Source organism: Bacillus sp. AFS023182 (assembly GCF_002560575.1).
GTDB classification, from domain to species: domain Bacteria; phylum Bacillota; class Bacilli; order Bacillales; family Bacillaceae_G; genus Bacillus_A; species Bacillus_A arachidis.
Genome location: NZ_NTRO01000004.1, coordinates 359,543 through 385,119, shown reverse-complemented (window position 1 = coordinate 385,119; position 25,577 = coordinate 359,543). Strand labels below are relative to the sequence as shown.

Here is a 25,577-nt window from a genome sequence, read left to right as displayed (position 1 = left end):
CAAAAAAATACCGAAAGAAATATTCTATTTTCTTCATAAAAATGAAAAAATGAGTTATAATATTATTGAAAATATTTATACTTTTCTTTATTTTACAAACTGAGAAGAGGATGTGATGTAATGACATTCCCAAAAGTTGAGCGCTTGCTCATCAATTATAAAACGTTAGACGAATTTAAAAAATTTAAGGGCTGTGGTGCCCAAGAACTCTCCATGTTTGAAGAATTACAAGCAAATATTATTGAAAATGATAGCGAATCTCCCTTTTACGGCATTTATTACGGCGGATCCCTTATCGCACGTATGAGTTTGTACATGAGGAGACACGGTGAGTCCAACCCTGAGATTGCTGGACCTTACGTAGAACTTTCAAAACTTGAGGTGTTACCAAACTTTCAAAAACAAGGTTTTGGTCAAATGCTTGTTAACTATGCAAAACAACTACAATTTCCAATCAAAACAACTGCCCGTATACAATCTGCTGCGTTTTGGGATAAACAAAATTTCGAGCAAGTATCAACGGCTGATGGCGAATTTTATATTTGGCATCCAGAAACTAATTTGAATGCGGTTACAAACGAAGAATCCGCATAAATAAAAACAGCTGTTATCAGCTGTTTTTATTTTTTCAACTTTTCTAATGTTTCATGCTCATGAATCGTATCTCTTTCTTTTGTCTCTAACACCATCACACTTCTTTTTCGATCAATATAATCAAGCAAAGTACGATACTCTTCTTCATATACAGATAAACGCTGAAGAAGCCATTCCTTTTCCTTTTGTAGCAATTCAATTTTTTGATGTAATTCTTTTACCTCTTTTTCATCTTTATATTTTTGTAAAAAGGTAATAACATCATCTAACGTAATCGATACAGGAGAAAGCTCCACAACTTTCGGTTGCCTTACTTCATAACTTTCTGCCTTACGAATTTGTTTGGCCTCTTCAATACGTTCCTTATATTGCTTTCTAACGTAAGAATTCCATCTAAATCCACATGCTGCAGGTGTACGAGATAAATGCCTTCCTACCTCTTTAAATGCGGAAAGTTGCGTTCCACCTTCACGAATATGCCGGAGTACCACTTCTGCCAGAAGTAAATCTTCATCATCAGTCCATGCATCTTGTCTTGTTGTCGCCATTCCTCTAGTCCTCCTTATGCATTTTTTATTAAGCATATGCAGTTACTAGAAAAGATAGAATACCAACATGTAAAGTTAAGACAAAAAAAATAAACGTAGAAGATATTCTTCTACGTTTATTTCTGCAATTACTTGCTGATTACTTCTTTACCTTTGTAAGTACCGCATGCTTTACATACACGGTGAGCTAATTTCGCTTCACCACAGCTTGGGCACTCTACCATACCAGGTACTGATAATTTGAAATGCGTACGACGCTTTCTTTTTACTGTTTTAGAAGTTCTTCTAAAAGGTACAGCCATTCTTCCCACCTCCTTAAAAGAAATAGTTATTTTCATATGAAGGCCTGAACCAGTCTTCCGATTATTTGTCAAAAAACTTCGCAAGTCCTGCCAATCTTGGATCAACAGGCTTTTCTTTGCTTTCTTCCGAAATCACTTGCCAGTCTTGACCTTGCGTCGGTGCTCCACCGGAAACATCATCACTGAAAATTTGCATTGGAATCTCCAAAAGTATATTTTCCTTGATTATAGGGAGTAAGTCAAGTACTTCTCCTTCTAAGTAATGGATTTCCGCTTCCGTTTCATACTCTTCTGCTGAAGTTTGGAACACCTCAGTTGTTTTAATGTCAAATGGTAATGTTACATCTACTAAAGAGCGAGAACATGGTAACACCATGCTTCCAGTTATATGTAGATGAAACGTAAACTTACTAGAGCCAAAATCAACTCTACCTGTTACATGAACAGGACTAATTTTACGAATTTCTTTCTCGACTTCTTTTAGCTCACTTACATCTACCATCTCATCCAATGTCAATCCTTTATGTCTCAATTTGTTTAATTGATGGATGGACCATTTCATATCATATCACCTCAAGGCAACAAACAAAATTATAGCTAGCCATTTTATATTTGTCAATGTTTTTTCTTTACACTATAATGAAGTCATTATAGGAAATAATATATAGATTATCATGTTTTCAGAAAAGATGCTACATCGAAAGGAGAGATTATCATAAAGGCTAGTGGTATTATTGTGGAATATAACCCCTTTCATAACGGTCATGCTTATCATGTGCAACAAACCAAAAAGTTAACACAGTGCGACATTACAATCGCTGTCATGAGTGGACCATTTTTACAGCGCGGTGAACCAGCTCTCGTATCAAAATGGCAGCGAACCAAAATGGCTCTAGCTGGGGGCGTAGATCTTGTTGTTGAACTCCCTTATGCATTCGCAACACAAAAGGCCGAAACATTTGCTAGCGGAGCTATTTCTATTTTAGATGCGCTTGGCGTTTCTGAAATTTGTTTTGGCAGTGAGGATGGAAAAGTTCAAAATTTCTATAACACCATTTCGTTACGCCAAAAAGAAAATGATACTTTCAATCAACTTGTACAGCAATTTATGGATAATGGAAACAGCTATGCAAAAGCAACTTCTCAAGCCTTCTTACATATCTTATCGGACAGTAATACTGTTGATATGTCACAGCCAAATAATATATTAGGCTTACATTACATTGAAGCAATTCTTTCCCAGAAAAGTTCAATTCATGCACATACCATTGAAAGATTCGCATCTCATTATCATGACGAAACCTTTCAAGATAACCATATTGCAAGTGCCACCAGCATTCGCAAACAATTATTTAGTGAAAATGATTCATTCACAACCATTTATCCCTTTGTACCAAATTTTACTGCATCTTTTTTAGAAAGCTATAACCAAACCTATCACATGCTACATTGTTGGGAGAAGTATTTCCCATTTTTTAAATACAAACTTTTGACAATGTCTTCCAAGGAGCTACAACATATATATGAGATAGAGGAAGGATTGGAGCATCGTATTTTATCAAAAATACATAATAGCTCTTCATTTCTTACTTTCATGGAAGCGTTAAAAACAAAACGTTATACATGGACTAGATTACAACGAGCGTGTACACATATTTTAACGAATACAACAAAAGAAGAAATGGAGAAGGCGCATACAGAGCAATATTCACCATATATACGTTTACTTGGTATGTCACAAAAAGGACAAACTTATGTTTCGAAATATAAAAAAAATCTAGGACTCCCTCTTCTTACTCACACAAAGACATTCAAGCATCCTGTTCTAGATATAGAGCGAAAAGCAAACGCTGTTTATTTTTCAGTGCTACAAGAACCGCTACGTACAAAATGTATACAAAAAGATGTAACGCAACATCCTATTCGGTATGATGAAACAATAAATACCTTTTTATAAAAAAGTAAACCTCTCTTGCGAGAGGCTTACTTTTTTTCTGACATTTTTTCTAAGTATGTTAATGCATCATCCAATGTATCTACTGGTACAATTTTCATCTTCGTCTCAATATCTTTTGCTGCTTCAAGCGCTTCTTTATAATTCGATTTCGATACCCCTTTTTCATTTGGAGCAAAGAATATTTCTGCACCCGCATCACTAGCTGCTACAACCTTTTGCTGAATACCACCTATAGGACCGATTTCTCCCTTCTCATTAATTGTTCCTGTCCCAGCAATTTCATGGCCTTTTGTCATGTCTTTTTCAACTAATTGATTATAAATTTCTAATGTAAACATTAATCCCGCCGAGGGCCCACCAATTTCGTGCGAGTCGATTTTCACTTTTGGATCTACTACTAATTCTCTTTCAGTGACAATAGAAACTCCGATTCCCACACGCCCCTTACCATCAGGAATTTGTTTTAATGTTAACTTTTCCTCAAAACGTTTTCCATCTCGAACATATTCAATATGTACTACTTCCCCTTCTTTTTTCCCTGCCATGTGCGCAGTAAATTGGTCTATCGTTTCAAAAGGCTGACCGTCAGCAGCGACAATTACATCTCCCAGTTTTAATTTTCCTTCAGCGGACATATTCTTTGCAATCCCAGCAACTAATACTCCTTTATTTTGAAAAGAAACTGGACGATTCGCACGTTTATATGCATTATAAATCGCTGCATTTTGTGAATCTTTCATTGCATACGCTTGGCGGAATTGGTATTCCTCATCACTCTCACCTTTTTGCAAAATTTCCTCTGCTTTAGAAATGTGATTATATTTATTAAATTGGGCAGCTATTAAGTTTACAACATTCGCTGGCCCCATTGAAACTGTCACAAGCATAAAATCACCTGATTCTTTCTTTCCACCATCAACTTGTACATATGGTTCTAATTTCGCAGCCATACCTGGCTTTGTTACATAATACGGAAGGCGTACGTAGACAAGTAACATCGCCAATATAACTCCAATTAAAATTGCATATATAAACCGAAAACGCTTAAACATTATTTTTCTCCTTCCACTGCTCAATTAATAAGTAAATTTTCTGAATATGCTTCTCCGCCTCTTCTTCTCCAACTCGAATAATGTCTTCAATATTGGTAAAAGCACGAGAACTAAATTGTTCTACTGCCGGACGCATCATTAAATCCGAAGCAATTTGCCGATTGACAACAAGTTCATGCTGCATAATTTCAATGCTCTGCATGATAACATCATAAATGGATGTAATTTCTCCGTTCACCTTAATAGGCGATACATCTACAGCAATCACAATATCCGCACCTAGCTCTTTTACGACAGATACAGGAATACGATCAATTACCCCACCGTCCACTAATAAACGACCATCTATTTTCTCAGGTACAAACACTCCTGGCACAGAAATACTTGCTCTGACCGCATCAGCAATAGGACCGCTTGTAAATACAACTTTTTCCCCCTTTAAAATGTCAGTGGCCACAACTGCAGTTGGGATATCTAACTCTTCTAATTTTTTATTATATGTAAACATTTTAATCATATCTTTTACACGCTTTCCAGAAATAAAGCCCATTTTGGGTACAGTAAAATCCAAATAGTATTTTCGTTTAAATAATGTAGCCATTCGATAGAGCCTCTCTACGTTGCAACTCGCTGCATAAAATGTACCAATCAATGCCCCCATACTACTTCCGGCAATCATATGGATAGGGATATTCGCCTCTCGTAACACTTTAATCACACCGACATGCGCGAAACCTTTCGCACCTCCAGATCCAAGAGCTAAACCTATTTTCGGTTCCTTCATTTCTCTCACCCTTAAAATTTTTTTGTCCTCTTTTTCATACTTATGGTCTAAACTCACCATGTATCCACGTATACTGAAGTGAACGTTTTTGGGACAAAGGGGGGCTACGTTAAAATGTATGAAAAATGGAAAACAGCTTTTCTCACCATAACGATGATATTTCTAACATTTTCTCTCGTACTTCACCCCCAAGCCGCTTTGCAAGCTTCTATTCGCGGATTAAATATATGGTGGGAAGTTGTCTTTCCTTCGCTATTACCTTTTTTTATCGTTGCGGAGCTTTTAATTAGTATAGGTGTTGTAAAGTTTATCGGTGTTATATTAGAACCGCTTATGCGCCCACTCTTCCGTGTACCTGGTATTGGAGGCTTTGTTTGGGCAATGGGGATGGCTTCTGGCTTTCCTGCGGGCGCCAAATTAAGTGCCAGACTAAGGCAAAGTAACCAGCTAACTCAAATAGAAGCAGAACGGCTCGTATCATTTACCAACTCTTCTAATCCACTATTTATTTTTGGAGCTGTTTCTATTGGCTTTTTTAACAATCCAAAATTAGGTTTTATATTAGCTACTGCACATTACGTTAGCAACTTTACTGTCGGTTTACTTATGCGTTTTTACGGCAACAACAATACTTACATAAAGGAAAAACAATCCATTCAAAAACGTCCCTTACAGCACGCTTTTTCAATCCTCCATGAGACACGTTTGCAAGAGAACAGACCAATTGGAAAACTACTTGGTGATGCTATTATTTCCTCTATTCAAACTTTACTCATGATTGGCGGATTTATTATTTTATTCTCCGTTTTAAATAAAATGATTACCGTCTTCCAAATCACAACAGCACTAGCTCTTATTATGCAACATATTTTAACATTCTGCCAACTATCGCCACACTTTAGCATCCCCATCTTGTCAGGGCTTTTCGAAATGACACTGGGTAGCCAAATGATTAGCCAAACCAATCATACTACAATTCTTGAACAAGCAATGGTCACAAGCTTTATCCTCGCATTTAGCGGCCTTTCTATCCAAGCTCAAGTGGCAAGCATTTTAGCCGAAACTGATATTCGCTTTAAGCCTTATTTCTTTGCAAGAATTATCCAAAGTATTCTCGCCCCAATATACACCTTTATATTTTGGGTACCACTTTACGAAAAATTACATTCTTTTTCACCAAATCAACAAGATATTCCGGTTTTCTTATCAAATCAGTCTTCTATTCTTACAAAGGCTTGGGATATATTGCTTCACTACGGCCCTACTTTTACACTATTTTGTTTATATCTATATGTTATTTTATTATTCTTACGCATAATAAATAAAGAAAAACCCCGTTCATCTTAACGGGGTTTGAAACTTTTCTTTTAAAGCGCGCTCTACAACAGAAGGAACAAGACCAGCTACATTCCCACCATAACGAGCCACTTCCTTCACAATGCTCGAACTTAAAAATGAATATTGATTATTTGTCATAATAAAAAATGTTTCAATGTTTTCATCTAACTTACGATTCATTGATGTAATTTGCATTTCATATTCAAAATCAGAAACCGCACGTAAACCACGTAAAATCGCGTTTGCATTACGCATTTTTGCATACTCAACTAACAGTCCGCTATGCGAATCAACTTTTACGTTTGGAATATCTTTTGTTGCTTCTCGAATTAGCTCTAGACGCTCTTCTACTGAAAAAAACGGTTTCTTAGAAGAATTATTTAAAACAACAACATATACCTCATCAAACACCTTTGCGCCCCTTTTAATAATATCCAAATGTCCAAGAGTTATTGGATCAAAACTTCCTGAAGAAATTGCTATACTTGTCATTCGGTCTCCTCACCTTCATACTTATAAATCGAAATCGCCGTAATACCATAATTTTCTGCTCTTACCTTTACAAGTCTACCTATCGTCTCAGGTAAGACTATATCATCCCCATGTTCTGCCATAATCAATCCATCTTCGTTCAATACTCCATGTTGGTCTATAACACTAATTAACGAAATGATTTTTTGATCTTTGTATGGTGGATCTAACAGTATGAGATCAAATGATAATTCACGCTTAATTAGCGCCTTCAAAGCGCGCTCTGCATCATTTCTATACACTTCAGCTTGATCATGTACTCTGCAGCTTTCTAAATTTTGATGAATTACCTTCACCGCTTTATTATCTCGATCAACAAAAATAGCTTTGTCAATCCCTCTGCTAAGTGCTTCAATCCCAAGTCCTCCACTACCTCCAAATAAATCGAGAGCAACTCCTCCCTCGAAATAAGGACCAATCATATTAAAAATGGCTTCTTTTACTTTATCTGTTGTTGGTCGCGTTGTATTACCTGGTACAGCCTTAAGTGGATGCCCTTTACATTTTCCTGAAACTACTCTCATTCGCTGTCACTACCTTTATTTCAATCTATCGAGCGATTATTACAAATACATATCCGCTTTGGTAATCGCTATCAAATCTCAATATTTCCTGGTTATTTTCCCATTAAAGGATAACCTAATCCGCTACCTATTAAAAGAAAAAACACTTTATTTCTTTTAATAGCCATCATTGTATGATCACTTTCCAGTATCCAATATGTATATTCATCTCGCTATATGCGAGTAAAATCTCTTCTACTGATACAAGTTTCCCTTTATCTTTTTTATCCTATCATAAAATAAAAAAAAGCAAAATAAAAAGCCTACGATAAAATTTAAATTCATTATGTATATCTTCATTTAGATTGGACATAAATAAATATAACAACATCACCTTCGATGTTGTTGCCAACCGCGGAGAAGACTTACGTTTCCCCATAAGTTCTTCCTCCGGTTTCTCCTCTCCCTTTGCCTTCTTGCTAGTACATACTAGTATAAGAAGGGCCCTGCTTTGCAGGGTTTTTTTCTTTGCGTTCTTTTCATTTTAAAAATGAAATGATACAGTAAAAGAAAGAGGAGGAAATAATATGATTCAACGTTTTATTGAACTAGGAGAAGGCTACTCCGATTTATATGAATTACTTGAGATTGCGAAAACAAATAAAGACCGTGTGTCACATATGTTACAATTCGAAACCTTAAAAAATGATAAAAAAGTATGCTCACTAGTTGTTGTTCTGAAACCAACAACAGTTGGTGATTTCCAACCGCTATACATATGTCGCGAAGGGATTCCTATACTTGAAAATAAAAAAAGCAAACGAATTGTTTTATTCGAAGAAACAGCTGAACAAATTGAAAAAAATGTCGTTTCTTTTACTGTAAAACCTTCTACAACTTTCCCAGAAAAAGAATTATATTTTAATCACCTTATCGGCATTTTACGAATGAATCATTTCATTCCTCCAATGCAGTAGCAATTTATACCCATTGTATTTTTATTAAAATAAAGAATCCCCCCACTAAAATTAGTGGGGGGATTCTCCTTAACTATAGTCGTATTCTTTCGCACGATCCGGACGCGAATTTTCAAATTCCGTTTTAAGAAACGGGCGATATGACTGCTCAATTTTTTTCACAAAAGGAAGCTTATTTAGCTTTTGCATCATATGCTCTATTTGCTCCACATCACAATATACAACTGCATATTTCAAACGCTTTGATATGTAATGAATATTACCATATTTCCTTAAAATTTTGGCATGTTTCAATGAATGTAAATAAACAATCATACTTTGTCGTTGCCCGAACATAATCTTCTCCATCTTCTCCTTTTATATACTCATATTCTTGTATTTTATAAAAATCAATCAGAAATTTGTGAAATTATAGAACAAATTCTGTATACGTTTTCTTTCATATTCTAAAAAACGGGGCACATCACCCCGTTTTTTTACAACCGCAACTTCCACCAGAGCCACACCCGCTTCCGCAGCCACCTGCATCAAAAAACGGATTTCCAGTAGGAACTTTAATCGCAGATGATACTTCGGAACCAATTGCTGCACTGACTTCATCTAATAGTTTTTGCAAAGTATTTTCCGCCTTTTTAAAAGCAGATATCTTTTCATGCAAGTCTACAGAACGTTTTAACTCTCGCATGTTTTTCGAAACGAAAGTATAATCAGGATGATATTTTCCAAAGCGTTGCACTTCTTCATATCGCTCTTTCATTACTGTAAATTGACCAATTAATGTTTGAGCCTCCAAATCTTCCTGTAATGCCTTATAACATTTACGATAGCTCTTAGCTACATCGGAACAGACAATCGCTTTTGCAAGCTGTTCTGCTTCGTCTAATATCATTACGCTTTCAAGCGTCGCTACAATCATGAGAGACACCTCCGAGTATCCATCATAACACATTTAGAACAGAACTACTAATTTGAATATAAAGTTAAAAGTTCTATTACTGAAAATACTCATCCATTATAATTTCTTATACGCAAATATGCTCGGCAATATTATATCGTAGTACGTCCCAGCTTCCATTCTCTTCTTTTACATAACTAATACACGCATTTTTTAATGGCGTTTTAAATGTAATTTCATCAGGTGAGATTGCGTGTAACATTGCTTTTATCGCATGTGAATGTGCAACAATAATAACACGTTTACCCACATGTACTTGTGCAACGTCTTGCAATGCAGCAAAGCAGCGTTTTACAATCTCTTCATCTGTCTCCATACCTTCTACATTTCCCTCTGCAATAAGCTCTCTAACTGCAGGAACTGGTTTTCCTGAAGCCTCTCCAAAATTCCGTTCAACAAACCGCTCATCTAGAAGAATAGACTGTATTCCAACAGCATCGCTAATTGCCTGTGCTGTTTCTTGTGCTCTAATTAAGGGACTACTAATAATTACATCCCACGTTTCCAATTTTAATGCAGCTGCACTTTGACTGGCTTGCTTTTTCCCAACTTCATTAAGTGGAATATCTTCACGCCCTTGAATAATCTCTTGAAAATTCCAATCAGTTTGTCCATGTCGCACTAAACAAATTTCCGTCATGCTGTAACTCCTTTTTTTCAATAATCTGTTTCTATTGTAACAAATGTTTCGCATGACGGACATAGTTTTTCCTTCCAATTATGTTGCATTCTGCTGCTTCATATATTGAAACATGTCAATCATAATAGAAGCAACCGCCAGTTGATTTTGAAATTTTGCAACTTTATCAGGAATTGTCTTTTTATAATACTGTAAGGCAGCTAATTCAAAAGCCTCCTTCTCCTTAGGATTACGTGATAATTTCCGATACCAATGGGGTTGTTCACGAATATAACGCTCTAAATCTTTGTCAGCTTTTATAAATTCCATAAGTTCTGCCCTCATCCTCTTTTCCTCCTAATCTTTTCGAAAGAAAAACGGATTATTTTCAGAAGTTCTTTGCTCAGGTTGTGTACGATTCCCTTGAAATTGTTGAATAACTTGTTGTACACTCCCAATTGCACTTGTTACATTAGCTAGATGCTGCTGCATTTGTTCTGCATCTAATTTTTTAAAAAACGAAAGCATTTGTCCCATTAAATCAGCAGCTTTTTCATCATTATTTTCTGTACGATTCTCTTGTATAGGAGAAGAAATCGCTTCTCCATCCGCTTTATAAGCATTCCACATTTCATCTTGCTCCCCAAGTAAATACCATTCCTCATAAAATTGTTGCCATGTTTTTTGACCGTTTCGAACTTCATGAACCATTTTAGGGTGATGGTTTACAAACTCTTTAAATTGTTGAACAGAAGGATGTAACGGTCCTTTTGTCTTTGTCATAATCCTCACCTCTTCAGATGTATCTACTATATTGTAAGAAAAAAAAGGCGCATGGTTCGCCTATTTTTAGACGTTTCATGCACCTTTTCTTATTTTCTAATGAAATTTTGAGTATAGAATTTATCGAAGACCCCAACACCTAGTCCAGTAAATTGTTCATTTAACAAGTTTTTCCGATGCCCTTCGCTATTCAGCCAACCTTGCACTGCCGCGATTCCATCAGTATGCTGCGCTGCTATATTTTCTCCCGCTAGTTGAAAAGTGACTTGACCACGTTGTAATCGATCTCCTAAAGTTCCAAATTTCGGTGAATCATGTGAAAAGTAATTATTCTCTTTCATATCTTTACTATGTCCAAAAGCTACTTCAGCTGTTTGTTGATCCCATGTTAGTAATGGCAATTGATGACGACTACGAATAATATTAGTCAAATCTAGAATTTGTTGCATATTCCCATGTTCTACTTGTGCCATTTTCTCCTGAGGGATTGCTGGCTCCGTCCCTAATTCTCCAGAATAAACAAGCTGATACGGTCTTTGTCGAAGCAATGTTTCATCATCCATATACCTAATTCCAACAAGTTTATGTGTAAACCGATCAAAGTATAACTGCGCCCAATCATCTTCTTCTATCGAAACAAGTGGTTGTTCTGCAATTTCAGTATCAGATAATTCAAATTGGTAACTGTTCCTTCCTTTTTCCAAAGAAATTTCATGTGAAAATGGATTTTTTTTATAGACATCTTCATATTTTTCATTCATATGAAACGGGGCTACATCCACTTGATCACCAGCAACATAAGCTGTTACAATTTTATGCTCTGCAACACCAAACTGTACATATTGTGATAAATCTTGATTATAAATCCACCATTCGTAACCATAAGCAGAAGGTTCGATTCGAGCTGGCTCACCCCATTTTGCTAATAAATTTTCCGAATCTCCTCCTATTAATTGGGAGATTGTCTCTGGAAAACCTTCATTTATCTGTTTCTTTTTCTTGACAATCTTATGTTCCTGCTTAGAATGAGATGGTTGTAATATATATTGCGAAACGAGTAATTTCCCGTATAAATCAATTGCTAAAATCAAAGCCGTAATCATTACGATACGTAATAATTTTTTCAAAAAATATACCTCCTGGTCAAACATAAAATTGAGATATACACAAAGCCCTGTCTTCTCTTTTGTTTGTACCATACTATTTTCACTATATCATATTTTTATAAAAAAAGCCGTGATTATCCCTTTTCTCTCAATATGAATTGCGATTTCTCATTATTCATACTATTATAAAATTAGATGGTTTCAAATAAAAATAAGGAGGGATTCTATGCAGTTTACAAATTCAAAACTTATAGACGCAACTATTGATTTTACACTTCTCACAGAAGTCATGCAAAATCATCATTTCGTACTTGCCGGACAGTGGGATTATGAACGAGTTACATATGACTATAAATTTGAAATATTAAAGGATGTATACTATTTACGGGTCCAAGGATTTGCTGTAGAAGGAGAAATCGGAGGACGACACGCACAAGTTAAATTACTTCCCCCATTGTTAGGAAAACACTATTATCCACATGGTGTTGAATATGGAGAGAATGAAAATTTCCCTACAAACGTACTTCAAAAAAGCGAACAACTACTGCAAAATATCGAAAAGGAATTGAAGGAATTTCAAATTATCGAGTAAATAAAACAGGCATGCCCATGTGGACATGCCTGTTTTATTTCGTTTGCAAATAAGGAGGTACTGCCTGTAGTTGCTCCTCATCTTTTTTACGTTCCTTACGTGCCCATTTAAAAAATACATAGCCAATAATTGTACCATATACTATTTCCTGGACAATTTTCATAATGGTACCACCTGTTTGTTGATCTTGTACAATCGGCATCCAGTGTAAAAATTCTGGTCCGGTTATATTTAAATCAGCCAGTGTCCCTACAGGCACACAAAGCTCCATCGCTTTCATCCATGCACTTGGATCCGTATATGTAACAAACAATGATTCGCTAGCAAATATGATTAGCGCACAAGCTGGTGTCAATAATATACCGTTCGCAAACATATAGCCAATTTTTTTAATTTCACTTAATGTTTGATACTCCGGCAATGGATTTAGCATAGGCCACCACATCATCATTGCTGTAAAAAATAAAACAGCAAGAAAAATAGGATGAGCGACTTGATTTTGTTTTACAGCATCAAACACAACCGGCAAATGATAAATGGAAAATAATCCATTAAATACAAACAGGGCAATAAGCGGTTTTGTAAACATATTCAACATCACCTGGATAAAACGAAAAGAAGTAATATATTTGTATAACCAAATCGGAATTCCTAATAACAATAATGGTGGTACCGCAATATACATCACTGCCATTTCAAACATATGTGCACTAAATACAATATGTCCAAGTAAATCAATAGGTCCACCCTTTACGAAATACAATAGGACAATCCCAGTCGTAAAATAAAATATCTGCTTTTTATTTACCTTATCTGCATTTTCGAACCGATTTCTATAGGGCCCAATAATAAGAAAGTAACAGATAAGGATAGACACCATAAAAAGTAAAAAGATCGGGCTCCATAAAGCTTGAAAACCAAATATCCATAAGTTGCTCATTTTTACACCCACCCTTTCAATTTGAATTCCTTACCCTCATAGGAAAAAGGGAGCGAAGATAACTTCAAGCTCCCTATCCTTTGCTTTTTTAAACCCAGATAATCGTCATAAAAGCTAAAATGGTTAATAATCCCACTAATAACCCTGCATATAAGAAAAAGGCTGCTGTTTCATGTCCCTTATGACTCATATGCATGAAATAGTACAATTGAAATATTACTTGCACAACAGCTAACAATAAAATAAATGGCACTGAGAAAAGAGGACTAAATGTTTTCGGATAAGCGACTGCCACAAAAGCTACAATCGTTAAGAAAATCATTAGACCAAATGTAATCACTTGATGCCTCATTTCCTCTGCACTTTTTCTTCTACGATAAACAAGATCTACCTTTGAGTTACTTGTGTTTGTTTGCTTTATCGCCATTGTTTATCCCACCATTCCCATCAAATATACTACAGTGAAAATAAACACCCAAACTACATCGATAAAGTGCCAGTAAATCGATGCGACGTAAAACTTTGGAGCATTATATAAATTTAGCCCTCGCTTCGCATTCCGAAAAACTAATGTTGAGATCCATAACAATCCGAACAATACGTGTAATCCATGAGTTCCAACAAGCGCATAAAACGCTGAACCAAATGCACTGCTTCTCATTGTATGTTTGAATTCATGTGTATAATGATAAAATTCATAAATCTCAAATCCTAAAAACCCCAAGCCTAATAGTACTGTAACAATTAACCAAAGCTGCATTTGCTTAAAGTTAAAGTTCTTCATATGATACATCGCATACACGCTTGTTAAACTACTTGTTAACAAAAGCATCGTCATGATAAAGACAAGTGGCATTTGAAACATTTCTTGAGAAGTGGGGCCGCCATTTGTAGAATTTTTCAATGCTAAATATGTGCCAAATAAGGAAGCGAACAATACAGTTTCGCCTCCAAGGAATAGCCAAAATCCAACAAACTTATTTTTCCCCTCAAGGGTTGCTTTTTCAGGCTCTGCTGGAAATGTTTCATTTGTTAATTTTTCCTCTACATGCATTACGCTGTGCCCCCCTTATCATCCAAATCTTCTTTATGAATATGATAACCATGGTCATCAATTACTGAACGTAAGAACATTGCACCAAACGTAATGATAAGCCCAATTATTGCAACCAGGAGCCAAAACTTATCTTTTCCACCTTGCATGTACATTGCACCAAATGCCGCTATAAATAACCCAAGCGAAATAACAAATGGTGAAAATGAAGAGTTTGGCATATGAATGTCACTCACAGGCTCTGCTGGTGTCATCTCTTTATTCCCTTCACGTTTCTCAATCCAAAACGGATCCAGACCTCGAACGAATGGTAATTGCTTAAAGTTATATTCTGGTGTCGGAGCTGGTATTGTCCATTCTAATGTACGACCATCCCATGGATCACGACCCGCTTTCTCTTTAGACAATGATGTTTTCACAACATTGAATAAAAGAACAATGGTTCCAAGTCCCATAAATACAGCACCAATCGAACTAATTAAGTTCCCTGTTTCTAATCCTTGTCCTGGTAAATACGTAAAGTAGCGACGCGGCATACCAATTAAACCAAGGAAATGTTGGATAAAGAATGTTAAATGGAAGCCGATAAAGAACAACCAAAATGTAATTTTCCCTAGTGTTTCATTTAATACTCTGTTAAACATAAGTGGCCAATAATAGTGTGCACCGGCTAATAATCCAAATACAACCCCACCAACGATTACATAGTGGAAATGTGCCACAACGAAATAGTTATCATGAAATTGATAGTCAGCAGGCGCTGAAGCAAGCATAACCCCTGTTACTCCTCCCATTACGAATGATGGGATAAACGCAACAGCCCACATCATTGGAGTTGTAAACCGAATACTTCCACCCCACATTGTAAAGAGCCAGTTAAATATTTTAATCCCCGTTGGGACTGCAATTGCCATTGTTGCAACTGAAAAAATAGCATTCGCGACAGGACCAAGGCCAACCGTGAACATGTGATGTGCCCATACCATAAATCCTAAAAATCCAATCAACACTGTTGCAAATACCATAGATGAGTAACCAAATAGTCGTTTTTTAGAAAATGTAGCGAATATTTCTGAGAATATTCCGAAAACCGGGAGTATAAGAATGTACACTTCTGGGTGACCAAAGATCCAGAATAAATGCTCCCATATAATCGTATTACCACCTAAAGCTGGGTTAAAGAAACTTGTACCAAATAGGCGATCTAACATAAGTAGCGCCAATCCGACTGTTAATGGTGGAAAGGCAAATAAAATAAGTGAAGACGTTACAAATGTTGTCCATGTAAACATCGGCATACGCATATAGGTCATTCCAGGTGCACGCATATTAATAATTGTGACAAGGAAGTTAATACCACCAATCAGTGTACCTATACCCGATATTTGTAATCCTAATACATAAAAGTCAACACCATGTCCTTTAGAAGCAAGAGATAACGATGCATAAGATGTCCATCCTGCATCAGGTGCTCCTCCCAAAAACCAACTTAGGTTTAAAAATACGCCTCCAAAGAAAAATAACCAAAATCCAAGTGAATTTAAAAATGGAAACGCCACATCGCGTGCCCCAATTTGAAGTGGCACAGCAGCGTTCATAAATGCAAACACGAGCGGCATAGCTGCGAGGAAAATCATTGTTGTACCGTGCATTGTTAATACTTGATTATAAGCATCCCCAACAAGAAAAGCATTGTTCGGAATGGCTAATTGAAGACGGATAAATAATGCTTCTATTCCGCCAATGATAAAAAATAACCCACCTGCAATTAAATAGAGAATGGCAATCTTTTTATGGTCTACTGTCGTCAAATAATCCCATATAACAGCACCCATCCCCTGTTTCTTTGCTACAGAACTCACGTTTTCAACCTCCCCTTCGCAAATAATCCCTTTTTACTTCTCAACTTTTAACGTTTTCAAATAGGCATTTAATGCCTCTATTTCATCGTCCGTTAAGTTGCCATATTTACCAGTCATTTTATTTCCTGGCTTCATATTTTCAGGATCCTTTAGCCATTTTTTTAGGTTTTCTTCATTATTTTCAGCAATGCCGGCAACCATATCGCGATCAGCAAAATTTGCTAGGTTTGGTGCGATACGTGCAGAAGGTGGTCTACTATCATTTGATCCAGTTGCATGACAACCGATACAGCTTTTGTTGAATATCTCTTTACCTTGTTGTTCTTTTGTAGAAGCTACTTCCTTCTTACCATCAATTTTCTTCATATCTGCAATCCAAGTTTTGTACTCGCTTTCATCAACAGCTTTCACTTTAAATTGCATTAAAGAATGTGATGGGCCACAAAATTCTGTACAAAAACCATTATAAGTGCCTGATTTATCTGCCTTTAACCACATTTTGTTTACATTATCTGTATTCGTATCCATTTTTCCAGCTAAAGATGGAACCCAAAATGAATGTTTAATATCAGCACCTTTCAGATTCAAATACACTTTTTTACCTGTGGGGATAACTAAATCTTGAGAAGTTACTATCTTTTCTGATTTGTAAGAAAATTCCCACCAATAAAGATTCGCTGTTACATCAACAACGATTGTATCTTTATCAATATTCTTTTTCTCCATCGCACTTACGTCAGCAAGTTTGAAGGTATATGTAACAGTCGGAACAGCCAATATTAGCAAAAGAATAATCGGAATAACTGTCCATATAATTTCTAGTTTGTGATTTCCTTCAACTTGCTTTGGAATATAATCCTCTTGGCCCTTCTTTTGTCGGAAACGCACAATTACATACAAGAAAATAATAGTAACTACAAGTACAACACCTACCATAATCGCACTTGCTAACAAGAGTAAATCATATTGCATTTTTGCTACTTCACCTTGCGGAATTAAAGTAGATTGAAAGGCTTTACCGCATCCCCCTAACAGTAAAGCCAGCAGTGAAACGAATGAAAGCAGTCGCCACTGTTTCTTCATACAAACAACCCCCACTTTCTTTGTGAATTAGATTGTACTTTATTTATAGTAAGTAAAGTAAATCTCAACGTAAAGAAATCCCCTCATGTCGTTGTCTTAGAAGAATGTAACTACAATCATTGACACAAATAAGATTGTCAAGTAATTCAAGGAGTAGACGAACATTTGTACAGACCATTTTATGTCATCCTTCTTACGGAATCCATAGAATCCTAATACGATCCATCCAATGTTAAGCAATGTTGCAATTACCATGAATGTTACTCCCAGTCCACTCATATAAAACGGTAGTGGTAATAAACATACTGTCCAAATCATGATTTGACGTTTTGTAATATCAAATCCATGTACAACAGGAAGCATTGGAATACCTGCATTTCGATATTCATCAACACGTTTCATCGCTAATGCGAGGAAATGTGGGATTTGCCAAACAAACATAATTAAAAATAGCATCCAAGCAATCGGATGATCTAAACTAGGATCAATTGCTGCCCAGCCAATTAAAGGTGGAACTGCTCCAGATACACTACCTACTACTGTATTTAGTGTGTATGCTCGTTTTGTCCATAATGAATACAAAACAACATATGTGAAAGCACCAATGAAACCAATCAATGCTGCCATCGGTGTTGTAAATAACAAGAATACAAAACCTAGAAGTAATAAAGTAATACCTAATGTTAACGCAAACCCAGGTTTATATTTTCCTGTTACTGTCGGACGATTTTTTGTCCGTTCCATTAAATGATCGATATCTCGATCAATATAATTATTTAAGCTACATGATCCTGCCATAATTAAAGCAGAACCGACAATTGTAAAGAACATTTTATCCAAATGGTTAGCAGCATTTAATCCATTAAAGTGTAAAGCCAACCAAAATCCTGTAAACACCGTAAGTGTATTTGAGTTTACAATCCCCATCTTAACGAGCGCTAATAAATCTTGTACACGTGTTGTTTCCGGCACATTTGTTATAGCTGACTCATCATGCAGCCCACTTGTTGCATGGTTCATCATTTCAACCCCCTCTTAAACGCGTCTTTCCTTTACAAAAGTAGTACGCTTCTATATAGCAATATTATTACAGTAGAAATGTTGTTTTCCCACTCTACTACTAATCTACGCTCATACTCGAATATATTAAATCATATTTCCCGAACATTTTGTGAAGAAAACATGAACTTTTTGTGTCGAATAACAAAAAAGTTTCTCCTATTACTCCCTATCATAACACGAGATTATCTTCTATAATAAACTATTTTGTCATATTTAGCATGCATTCTCCTTATTTCTTTTTATAATAGAAGTATTTCCACTTAAAAACTGTAATATCTACACCGTTTTTTTCTTATCCCAAGTACTTTATCCTCCCTCTTCATTTCTTTGCTATTTTATTATTTTTTATATATCATAGGACTGTAGCGCGTTTTGTTCTATAAAATTGATGGAATGAAAATATTTCGCAATAACTTCATAACAGAAAGATGGTGAAAAGATTGCAACGCTTTATTAAATGGTTAGCAGTCATTACAAGCCTTGACTTACTAGGGGTTTTATTAGGGGGGGCTTTAGTTACAAAAACAGGTTCAGGTCAAGGATGTGGAAAATCATGGCCACTTTGTAATGGTGAACTCGTTCCCTCTAATCTATCAATGGAAACAATTATCGAACTCAGTCACCGTTTAACATCAGGATCGGCAGGAATTCTCGTTACACTGCTTTGTATCTTATCATGGAAATATTATAAACATGTACGTGAAACAAAGACGCTTGCTATTTTATCATTTGTATTTTTAGTTGCACAAGCGCTAATGGGAGCAGCGGCAGTGGTTTGGGGACAAGTACCAGCTGTACTAGCTATTCATTTTGGTATTTCCTTAATTTCATTTGCTTCTGTCATTTTACTAGCCTGCCTTATTTTTGAAATTGACAAGAAATTCGATGCACGTTCTCTCATTATGGATAAAAAAATGAAGTTTCATATTTACGGTGTAACAATTTACAGCTATATCGTCGTCTATACAGGTGCTTTAGTACGTCATGAGCATGCTAGTTTGGCTTGTCCAGACTTTCCATTTTGTAGTAAAAACAGACCGTTTCCTACTCAATTGCATGAATGGGTTCAAATGGGACATAGGATTGCCGCAATATTAATATTTGCTTGGATCCTATACGCAATGATTCTTGCTATTCGCCACTATAAGCAACAGCGAGTTGTATATTGGGGATGGATTATCTCATTTATTCTCGTTACGCTTCAAGCAATTGTTGGTATTTTGGTTGTCTATACGAACGCTAGCCTCTCAATGGCACTGTTACATTCACTCTTTATCTCTTGTTTGTTTGCCGTATTATGTTATCTAGTGATGCTAGGTACAAGAAGTACAAGAAACGCAAAAGAGGCACAACAATCAACTACAACGCAAAATAAACAATCCTTTTAATAACTTGCCATTATGGCAAGTTATTATTTTTATATCAAAAAAAGAGCTACTTTTGAGCAGCTCTTTTCTTGATTTTTATTGTTCTAATTCAATAAGTAAATCCCCTGTTTGAATCGCATCGCCATCTTTTACATATACTTTCTTCACTTTTCCATCGAATGGCGCCTGAACCGTTGTTTCCATTTTCATTGCTTCTGTGATTGCCATGGAATCACCTTTTTTCACTTCATCGCCTTCATTTACAACGATTTTAATGACCGTTCCTGGCATTGTTGCACTAATATGATTTGGATTTTCACGGTTTCCTTTCACACGCTGCGCAACCGTTGCTTTAACACTTTCATCTTTCACAACAATTTCACGCGGTTGTCCGTTAAATTCAAAGTAAAGTACACGCGTTCCATCTGGTTGAGGCTCACCAATTGACACTAATTTAACAATTAATGTTTTACCACGTTCAATTTCCACACCAATTTCTTCACCCAATCTCATACCATAGAAGAATGTTGGTGTATCAAGTACAGATACATTTCCATAAAGTCCAGTTACCTTTTGATAATCCATAAATACTTTTGGATATAATGCATATGCAACAACATCAAAAATAGTTACTTCACGTCCAAGTTTATGGAATAACTCTTCTTTTAAAGCATCAAAATCCACTGGTTCTAACAGTTCTCCTGGTCTTACCGTTAATGGCTCTTTTCCTTTTAAAATGATTTTTTGTAATTCTTTTGGGAATCCGCCATATGGTTGTCCAAGATCTCCAGAGAACATCTCTACAACAGAACCTGGGAAATCTAACGCATGTCCCCGTTCAAAAATGTCTTGTTCTGTAAGATGATTTTGCACCATAAATAGTGCCATATCGCCAACAACTTTTGATGATGGTGTTACTTTTACAATATCACCAAACATATCATTTACACGGCGATACATTACTTTTACTTCATCAAATCGATCTCCTAAACCAACCGCTTTCGCTTGTTGCTGAAGGTTACTATATTGACCACCTGGCATTTCATGCATATATACTTCTGTATGCGGTGCATTCATACCACTTTCAAATGGTGCATAATATTTCCGAACATCTTCCCAGTAATGTGAAAGTTTTTCTAATGCATCCACATTCACATCTGGTTGTCTTTCATTTCCACCAAGCGCATAATATAACGTATTTGCACTTGGTTGTGATGTTAGGCCTGCCATTGAGCTTACAGCAACGTCGACAATATCAACACCTGCTTCAATTGCTTTCGTATACGTTAAAACACCATTTCCACTTGTATCATGTGTATGAAGGTGAATCGGAATCGATACCGCTTCTTTTAACGCAGAAACTAAATCGTAAGCTGCATTTGGTTTTAATAATCCAGCCATATCTTTAATACCTAGAATATGCGCTCCTGATGCTTCCAATTCTTTCGCTAAGTTTTTATAATAATTTAAGTCATATTTACTACGCATTGGGTCATGAATATCCCCTGTATAACACATTGTTGCCTCTGCAATTTTGCCACTCTCTCTTACAGCATCAATTGCAACTCTCATACCTTCAACCCAGTTTAAGCTATCAAAAATACGGAATACATCAATACCCGCCTGTGCTGAACATTCCACAAATTTTTGAATTAAATTATCTGGATAGTTTTTATAACCAACTGCATTTGATGAACGAAGAAGCATTTGAAATAAAACATTAGGCATTCTTTCACGAAGCTCTAATAAGCGTTCCCATGGATCTTCTTTTAAGAAACGATACGCAACATCGAATGTTGCACCGCCCCACATTTCCGCTGAGAATAAATTGGGTAACATTCTAGCTGTTGGCTCAGCAACTTGATTTAAATCTTTTGTACGAATACGTGTTGCAAGTAATGATTGATGCGCATCACGGAATGTAGTATCCGTTAATAGTACGCGCTTTTGATCTTGTACCCATTTTACTAGACCATCTGCACCGCGTTCGTCTAAAATTTGTTTCGTTCCATTTGGAACTGATTCAGAATGTTTCAAATTCGGTATACGTGCATCCGGGAAAATCGGTTTTTCTTTCTTACCTACTCCAGGGAAACCATTTACTGTTACTGTACCTACATAACTTAACATCTTCGTCCCACGGTCTTTACGTTTCGGGAAGACGAACAGTTCAGGCGAAGCATCAATAAACGATGTATCATACTCTCCTGATAAAAAGTTTCTATGCTTTACTACATTCTCTAGGAATGGAATATTTGTTTTAATACCACGGATACGGAACTCTTTTAGGTTACGCTCCATCTTTGCAGCTGCTTGTTCAAATGTAAGTGCCCAAGTCGTTACTTTAACAAGTAATGAATCATAATATGGCGTAATAACTGCTCCTTGGAAGCTGTTACCTGTGTCAAGACGAACACCAAAACCGCCACCAGAACGATATGCCATAATTTTTCCTGTATCCGGCATGAAATTATTAAGCGGATCTTCCGTTGTTACACGAGATTGGATTGCATATCCATGTATAATAACATCCTCTTGTTTTGGTACGCTCACTGTTGAACTATGTAAAGAGTGTCCATCAGCAATCAAAATTTGAGACTGAACAATATCAATTCCTGTAATCATTTCTGTAATTGTATGTTCTACTTGAACACGTGGATTTACTTCAATGAAATAAAAGTCATTACCTTTTACAAGGAATTCAACTGTACCAGCATTTAAATAGTTTACGTTTTTCGTTAGCTGTACCGCCGCTTCACAAATACGATGGCGAAGTTCATCTGAAAGCGATACACTTGGCGCAATTTCAACTACTTTTTGATGACGACGTTGTACAGAACAATCGCGTTCGTATAAATGCACAACATTGCCTTCTTCATCTGCTAATATTTGCACTTCTATATGTTTAGGTTTTTCAACGAATTTTTCAACATACACTTCATCGTTACCAAAAGCTGCTTTCGCTTCTGATTTTGCACGATCATAAGATTCTTTTAATTCATCACCGCTACGTACAATACGCATACCACGGCCACCACCACCAAGTGATGCTTTAATAATTATCGGGTAATCATACTTCTTAGCAAATTCTTCAACTTCGTCTAGTGAATGAACAGGTCCATCGCTACCAGGAATAACTGGAATATTTGCTAATTGTGCTTGTTTTCTTGCTTTTACTTTATCTCCAAACATATCTAAATGTTTACTTTGTGGTCCGATAAAGATAATCCCTTCTTCTTCACAACGTCTAGCAAATTGGATGTTTTCTGACAAGAATCCATATCCAGGGTGAATCGCGTCCACATGGTTGCTTTTCGCAATCTCAATAATACCTTCAATATCAAGGTAAGCATCGATTGGCTTTTTGCCTTCCCCCACTAAATAAGATTCATCTGCTTTATAGCGATGGTAAGAACCACTATCCTCTTTTGAATAAATTGCAACTGTCTTTAATCCAAGTTCTGAACAAGCCCTGAATACACGAATTGCAATTTCGCCACGGTTAGCTACTAATACTTTTTGAATACGTTGCAGCTTTGACATGATTTTCCCCCTCTACTTTCCTACCACTCTAGAGATTAAATAGGCACACGCTCTAAAAAGCGTGAAGTTCTTCACTTTCTTTTCTAAATTATACTTGGAAAGCTTCACTTTATTTTTATACATCATACCTTATTTTTCAACAAATGATAAGTTTTCTAATCAATTTGTTTCACAAAAATAGTATAGCACAACTCTTCCTTTTCTAACAGTTTTAATGTATATCACATTCGGATAAATATGACACACTATTCTTATTAAAACTTCACAAAGTATAACTCATTATAACACCATAATAAAAAGGCTTTGTGTCATCAAACACAAAGCCTTTTTTATTTTACAACAACAAGATGTGGCTCACCCTGTTCTTTTTTCTCATATACTTCTTTTTGTTGCTTCTCTTGTCGTTTCACGTAACTACCTATATTTATCAATATACCCATTGCAATTAAGTTCGCCATTAAAGAACTACCACCATAACTGATAAATGGTAAAGGTACACCAGTAAGAGGTATTAGCCCCGTCATACCACCAACAATAACAAATGTTTGTATCCCAATCAGACTAGCAATACCAATTGCAATTAAACTTCCAAATGGATCTTTGCACTTTTGAGCAATTCGCAATGCCCGAATAATAATAAGTAGCAAACTAATTAAAACAATCGCTACACCGATAAAGCCAAGTTCCTCAGATATAATCGCCATAATAAAGTCTGTATGTGGTTCAGGTAAATAACCGAATTTTTGTATACTGTTACTAAGTCCTCTACCATTTAGACCGCCTGATGCAATTGCAATAAAGGAATTCACCAGCTGATATCCATCATGTTGAGTATCTTCAAATGGATTTAAAAACGCTGTAAAACGTGCCTTCTGATAATCTTCCAATGCATAGTTTCCAAATAAGTATAAAAGCGGAATCCATACAATTGCACTTAATGCAATACGCTTTATCCACTTGTTAATCGGAACCCCTGAACAAAGGAACATAATTCCAACAATACCTATGATTAACAAAACTGTACCTAAGTCATTTTGTTTTAGAATTAAAAATACTATTAATCCTATAAATAGAATTGTACCTGCTGATCCTTTCCATACTGAAGTATCTGTTTCTTGCCTTCTTGCAAAGAAACGTGCAAGTACGATAATGATAGCTATTTTAACAAATTCAGCCGGCTGTATACCAAACACCCAAGCTTGCGCACCATTTGCTTTCGTTCCAAGTAACAAAGATAACGAAAGCAAACCAATACTTCCTATCATCATTAGTAATAAAATAATTCTTTTTCTCCAAAACTGGTATGGAATCACAGCGATTATCCCTAATCCAAATACTGTACCTATTCCTAATGCTAGTAGTTGCTTATAAAAAAAGTAATTAGCCGGTTTCTCATATTTTGTAACCGCTAAAATAGAGCTAGAACTGTATACCATTACAACTCCCAGTACACATAAAATAACAAGAGGAAGCAATAATGAATAATCCATTGACTTCCATACTTTTTTCATTCAATATCCTCTTTCTGTTTTCAGTTTAATTGTTGTATTCCATATGTATCGCCATTCTTCCTGCTTTATTATACAAATAAAAAGCTCAAACTTAGTCAGTTTGAGCCCGCTTATTTGAACCCTTTATTGTTGTTTGTTTGTAAATGCTTCATGAAGTGCTGATAATTCCCGTTCGAGCTCTCCTAGCATTTCTTTCCCTTGCTCTTCTGGAATAAGACCAAGACGAACCGCAAAGTCAACTTCACGGGATAGTCCAAACATTTGCGTGTCAAGCACTTCTTCATATAATGGACATTGCGGCATCGTAAGGTGGTCCATTTGCACCTTAATAAGTCTTAAAATCTTCTCCGCATCCGCTTGTAGAAGGGCAAGTGCCTTTTCCTGATGATTTGCTACTGTCTCAGACGCCAAATTGATTCCCTCCGTTTCCGTCCTACTCTCCTATCCTATCTATTAATATTAGCGATAGTTTTAATAAATTGCAATAGAAACATTTTTTGTGACAATCATGTCT

Annotated in this window: 28 protein-coding genes; 6 read left to right on the top strand and 22 right to left on the bottom strand. The window is 36.1% G+C overall.

The window, feature by feature from the left end:
* Positions 1-120 precede the first annotated feature (120 nt).
* Entirely contained in the window at positions 121-594 is a 474-nt protein-coding gene (locus tag CN288_RS03870) for an N-acetyltransferase (protein WP_098301818.1), read from the top strand.
* A gap of 26 nt (positions 595-620) precedes the next feature.
* Here CN288_RS03870 and CN288_RS03865 read toward each other — a convergent pair whose 3' ends face one another.
* The 3 genes from CN288_RS03865 to CN288_RS03855 form a co-directional block, all read right to left on the bottom strand.
* Positions 621-1,142 (bottom strand): RsfA family transcriptional regulator, encoded by a 522-nt coding sequence (locus tag CN288_RS03865; protein WP_026590235.1) that lies wholly within the window; start codon positions 1,140-1,142, stop codon positions 621-623.
* Between the two features lie 128 nt (positions 1,143-1,270).
* The gene (gene rpmF / locus CN288_RS03860; protein ID WP_001984764.1) at positions 1,271-1,444 is read right to left on the bottom strand and encodes a 50S ribosomal protein L32; all 174 of its coding nucleotides are present in this window, start codon (positions 1,442-1,444) and stop codon (positions 1,271-1,273) included.
* A gap of 61 nt (positions 1,445-1,505) precedes the next feature.
* Positions 1,506-2,006 (bottom strand): YceD family protein, encoded by a 501-nt coding sequence (locus CN288_RS03855; RefSeq protein WP_026590234.1) that lies wholly within the window; start codon positions 2,004-2,006, stop codon positions 1,506-1,508.
* 153 nt (positions 2,007-2,159) lie between these two features.
* Between CN288_RS03855 and CN288_RS03850 the strand changes: the two genes are divergently transcribed.
* Positions 2,160-3,401 carry a nucleotidyltransferase gene (locus CN288_RS03850; protein ID WP_141527920.1) on the top strand — a complete coding sequence of 414 codons (1,242 nt, stop codon included), beginning with the start codon at positions 2,160-2,162 and terminating at the stop codon, positions 3,399-3,401.
* Positions 3,402-3,427: 26 nt separating this feature from the next.
* Here CN288_RS03850 and CN288_RS03845 read toward each other — a convergent pair whose 3' ends face one another.
* Together CN288_RS03845 and CN288_RS03840 are read right to left on the bottom strand one after the other, a co-directional pair.
* Positions 3,428-4,453, bottom strand: coding sequence for a SepM family pheromone-processing serine protease (locus tag CN288_RS03845; protein ID WP_098301816.1), 1,026 nt, complete (start codon positions 4,451-4,453; stop codon positions 3,428-3,430).
* Complete coding sequence (locus CN288_RS03840; protein ID WP_026590231.1) at positions 4,446-5,237, bottom strand: patatin-like phospholipase family protein; 792 nt, start codon at positions 5,235-5,237, stop codon at positions 4,446-4,448. Before CN288_RS03840 ends, CN288_RS03845 begins: the two co-directional genes overlap by 8 nt.
* 114 nt (positions 5,238-5,351) lie before the next feature.
* Between CN288_RS03840 and ylbJ the strand changes: the two genes are divergently transcribed.
* A complete protein-coding gene (gene ylbJ / locus CN288_RS03835) occupies positions 5,352-6,584 on the top strand; it encodes a sporulation integral membrane protein YlbJ (protein ID WP_090687271.1) in 1,233 nt (410 codons plus the stop codon).
* Here ylbJ and coaD read toward each other — a convergent pair.
* Positions 6,576-7,067: a pantetheine-phosphate adenylyltransferase gene (gene coaD, locus CN288_RS03830; RefSeq protein ID WP_026590229.1), complete on the bottom strand. Its 492-nt coding sequence runs from the start codon at positions 7,065-7,067 to the stop codon at positions 6,576-6,578. The genes ylbJ and coaD overlap by 9 nt on opposite strands.
* Positions 7,064-7,630 (bottom strand): 16S rRNA (guanine(966)-N(2))-methyltransferase RsmD, encoded by a 567-nt coding sequence (gene rsmD, locus CN288_RS03825; protein WP_026590228.1) that lies wholly within the window; start codon positions 7,628-7,630, stop codon positions 7,064-7,066. Before rsmD ends, coaD begins: the two co-directional genes overlap by 4 nt.
* 566 nt (positions 7,631-8,196) lie before the next feature.
* On the opposite strand from rsmD, the gene CN288_RS03820 reads away from it, so the two are divergent.
* Positions 8,197-8,586 carry a DUF7147 family protein gene (locus CN288_RS03820; protein WP_026590227.1) on the top strand — a complete coding sequence of 130 codons (390 nt, stop codon included), beginning with the start codon at positions 8,197-8,199 and terminating at the stop codon, positions 8,584-8,586.
* A 69-nt stretch (positions 8,587-8,655) separates the two neighbouring features.
* On the opposite strand, the gene CN288_RS03815 is transcribed toward CN288_RS03820, so the two are convergent.
* The 6 genes from CN288_RS03815 to CN288_RS03790 all read right to left on the bottom strand — a co-directional run bounded on the left by CN288_RS03815 (position 8,656) and on the right by CN288_RS03790 (position 12,070).
* The gene (locus CN288_RS03815; RefSeq protein WP_026590226.1) at positions 8,656-8,922 is read right to left on the bottom strand and encodes a YlbG family protein; all 267 of its coding nucleotides are present in this window, start codon (positions 8,920-8,922) and stop codon (positions 8,656-8,658) included.
* A gap of 127 nt (positions 8,923-9,049) precedes the next feature.
* Complete coding sequence (locus tag CN288_RS03810; protein ID WP_026590225.1) at positions 9,050-9,502, bottom strand: YlbF family regulator; 453 nt, start codon at positions 9,500-9,502, stop codon at positions 9,050-9,052.
* 106 nt (positions 9,503-9,608) lie between these two features.
* Positions 9,609-10,181, bottom strand: a complete 573-nt coding sequence (locus CN288_RS03805) for a histidine phosphatase family protein (protein WP_026590224.1) — start codon at positions 10,179-10,181, stop codon at positions 9,609-9,611.
* A 78-nt stretch (positions 10,182-10,259) separates the two neighbouring features.
* Complete coding sequence (locus CN288_RS03800; RefSeq protein WP_026590223.1) at positions 10,260-10,505, bottom strand: YlbE-like family protein; 246 nt, start codon at positions 10,503-10,505, stop codon at positions 10,260-10,262.
* Between the two features lie 12 nt (positions 10,506-10,517).
* Complete coding sequence (locus tag CN288_RS03795) at positions 10,518-10,943, bottom strand: YlbD family protein (protein WP_026590222.1); 426 nt, start codon at positions 10,941-10,943, stop codon at positions 10,518-10,520.
* Between the two features lie 89 nt (positions 10,944-11,032).
* Entirely contained in the window at positions 11,033-12,070 is a 1,038-nt protein-coding gene (locus CN288_RS03790; RefSeq protein WP_026590221.1) for a CAP domain-containing protein, read from the bottom strand.
* 205 nt (positions 12,071-12,275) lie between these two features.
* Between CN288_RS03790 and CN288_RS03785 the strand changes: the two genes are divergently transcribed.
* Entirely contained in the window at positions 12,276-12,641 is a 366-nt protein-coding gene (locus tag CN288_RS03785) for a YugN family protein (RefSeq protein ID WP_026590220.1), read from the top strand.
* Positions 12,642-12,675: 34 nt separating this feature from the next.
* Here CN288_RS03785 and ctaG read toward each other — a convergent pair whose 3' ends face one another.
* From ctaG to cyoE, 6 genes are all read right to left on the bottom strand, one after another.
* Positions 12,676-13,581, bottom strand: coding sequence for a cytochrome c oxidase assembly factor CtaG (ctaG, locus tag CN288_RS03780; RefSeq protein WP_098301815.1), 906 nt, complete (start codon positions 13,579-13,581; stop codon positions 12,676-12,678).
* Between the two features lie 88 nt (positions 13,582-13,669).
* Complete coding sequence (gene ctaF, locus CN288_RS03775) at positions 13,670-14,008, bottom strand: cytochrome c oxidase subunit IVB (protein WP_026590218.1); 339 nt, start codon at positions 14,006-14,008, stop codon at positions 13,670-13,672.
* Positions 14,009-14,011: 3 nt separating this feature from the next.
* Complete coding sequence (gene ctaE / locus CN288_RS03770; RefSeq protein WP_026590217.1) at positions 14,012-14,635, bottom strand: cytochrome c oxidase subunit III; 624 nt, start codon at positions 14,633-14,635, stop codon at positions 14,012-14,014.
* The gene (gene ctaD / locus CN288_RS03765) at positions 14,635-16,470 is read right to left on the bottom strand and encodes a cytochrome c oxidase subunit I (protein WP_170833611.1); all 1,836 of its coding nucleotides are present in this window, start codon (positions 16,468-16,470) and stop codon (positions 14,635-14,637) included. The genes ctaE and ctaD overlap by 1 nt, the downstream gene beginning before the upstream one ends.
* A gap of 60 nt (positions 16,471-16,530) precedes the next feature.
* Positions 16,531-17,580: a cytochrome c oxidase subunit II gene (coxB, locus tag CN288_RS03760; RefSeq protein WP_026590215.1), complete on the bottom strand. Its 1,050-nt coding sequence runs from the start codon at positions 17,578-17,580 to the stop codon at positions 16,531-16,533.
* 96 nt (positions 17,581-17,676) lie between these two features.
* Complete coding sequence (gene cyoE, locus CN288_RS03755) at positions 17,677-18,600, bottom strand: heme o synthase (RefSeq protein ID WP_026590214.1); 924 nt, start codon at positions 18,598-18,600, stop codon at positions 17,677-17,679.
* A gap of 482 nt (positions 18,601-19,082) precedes the next feature.
* Between cyoE and CN288_RS03750 the strand changes: the two genes are divergently transcribed.
* The gene (locus tag CN288_RS03750) at positions 19,083-20,030 is read left to right on the top strand and encodes a COX15/CtaA family protein (protein WP_026590213.1); all 948 of its coding nucleotides are present in this window, start codon (positions 19,083-19,085) and stop codon (positions 20,028-20,030) included.
* A gap of 75 nt (positions 20,031-20,105) precedes the next feature.
* Here CN288_RS03750 and pyc read toward each other — a convergent pair whose 3' ends face one another.
* The 3 genes from pyc to CN288_RS03730 form a co-directional block, all read right to left on the bottom strand.
* Complete coding sequence (pyc, locus tag CN288_RS03745; protein WP_026590212.1) at positions 20,106-23,552, bottom strand: pyruvate carboxylase; 3,447 nt, start codon at positions 23,550-23,552, stop codon at positions 20,106-20,108.
* A gap of 329 nt (positions 23,553-23,881) precedes the next feature.
* The gene (locus CN288_RS03735) at positions 23,882-25,063 is read right to left on the bottom strand and encodes an FtsW/RodA/SpoVE family cell cycle protein (protein WP_026590211.1); all 1,182 of its coding nucleotides are present in this window, start codon (positions 25,061-25,063) and stop codon (positions 23,882-23,884) included.
* A 123-nt stretch (positions 25,064-25,186) separates the two neighbouring features.
* Entirely contained in the window at positions 25,187-25,474 is a 288-nt protein-coding gene (locus tag CN288_RS03730) for a YlaN family protein (RefSeq protein ID WP_026590210.1), read from the bottom strand.
* Positions 25,475-25,577: the final 103 nt, after the last annotated feature.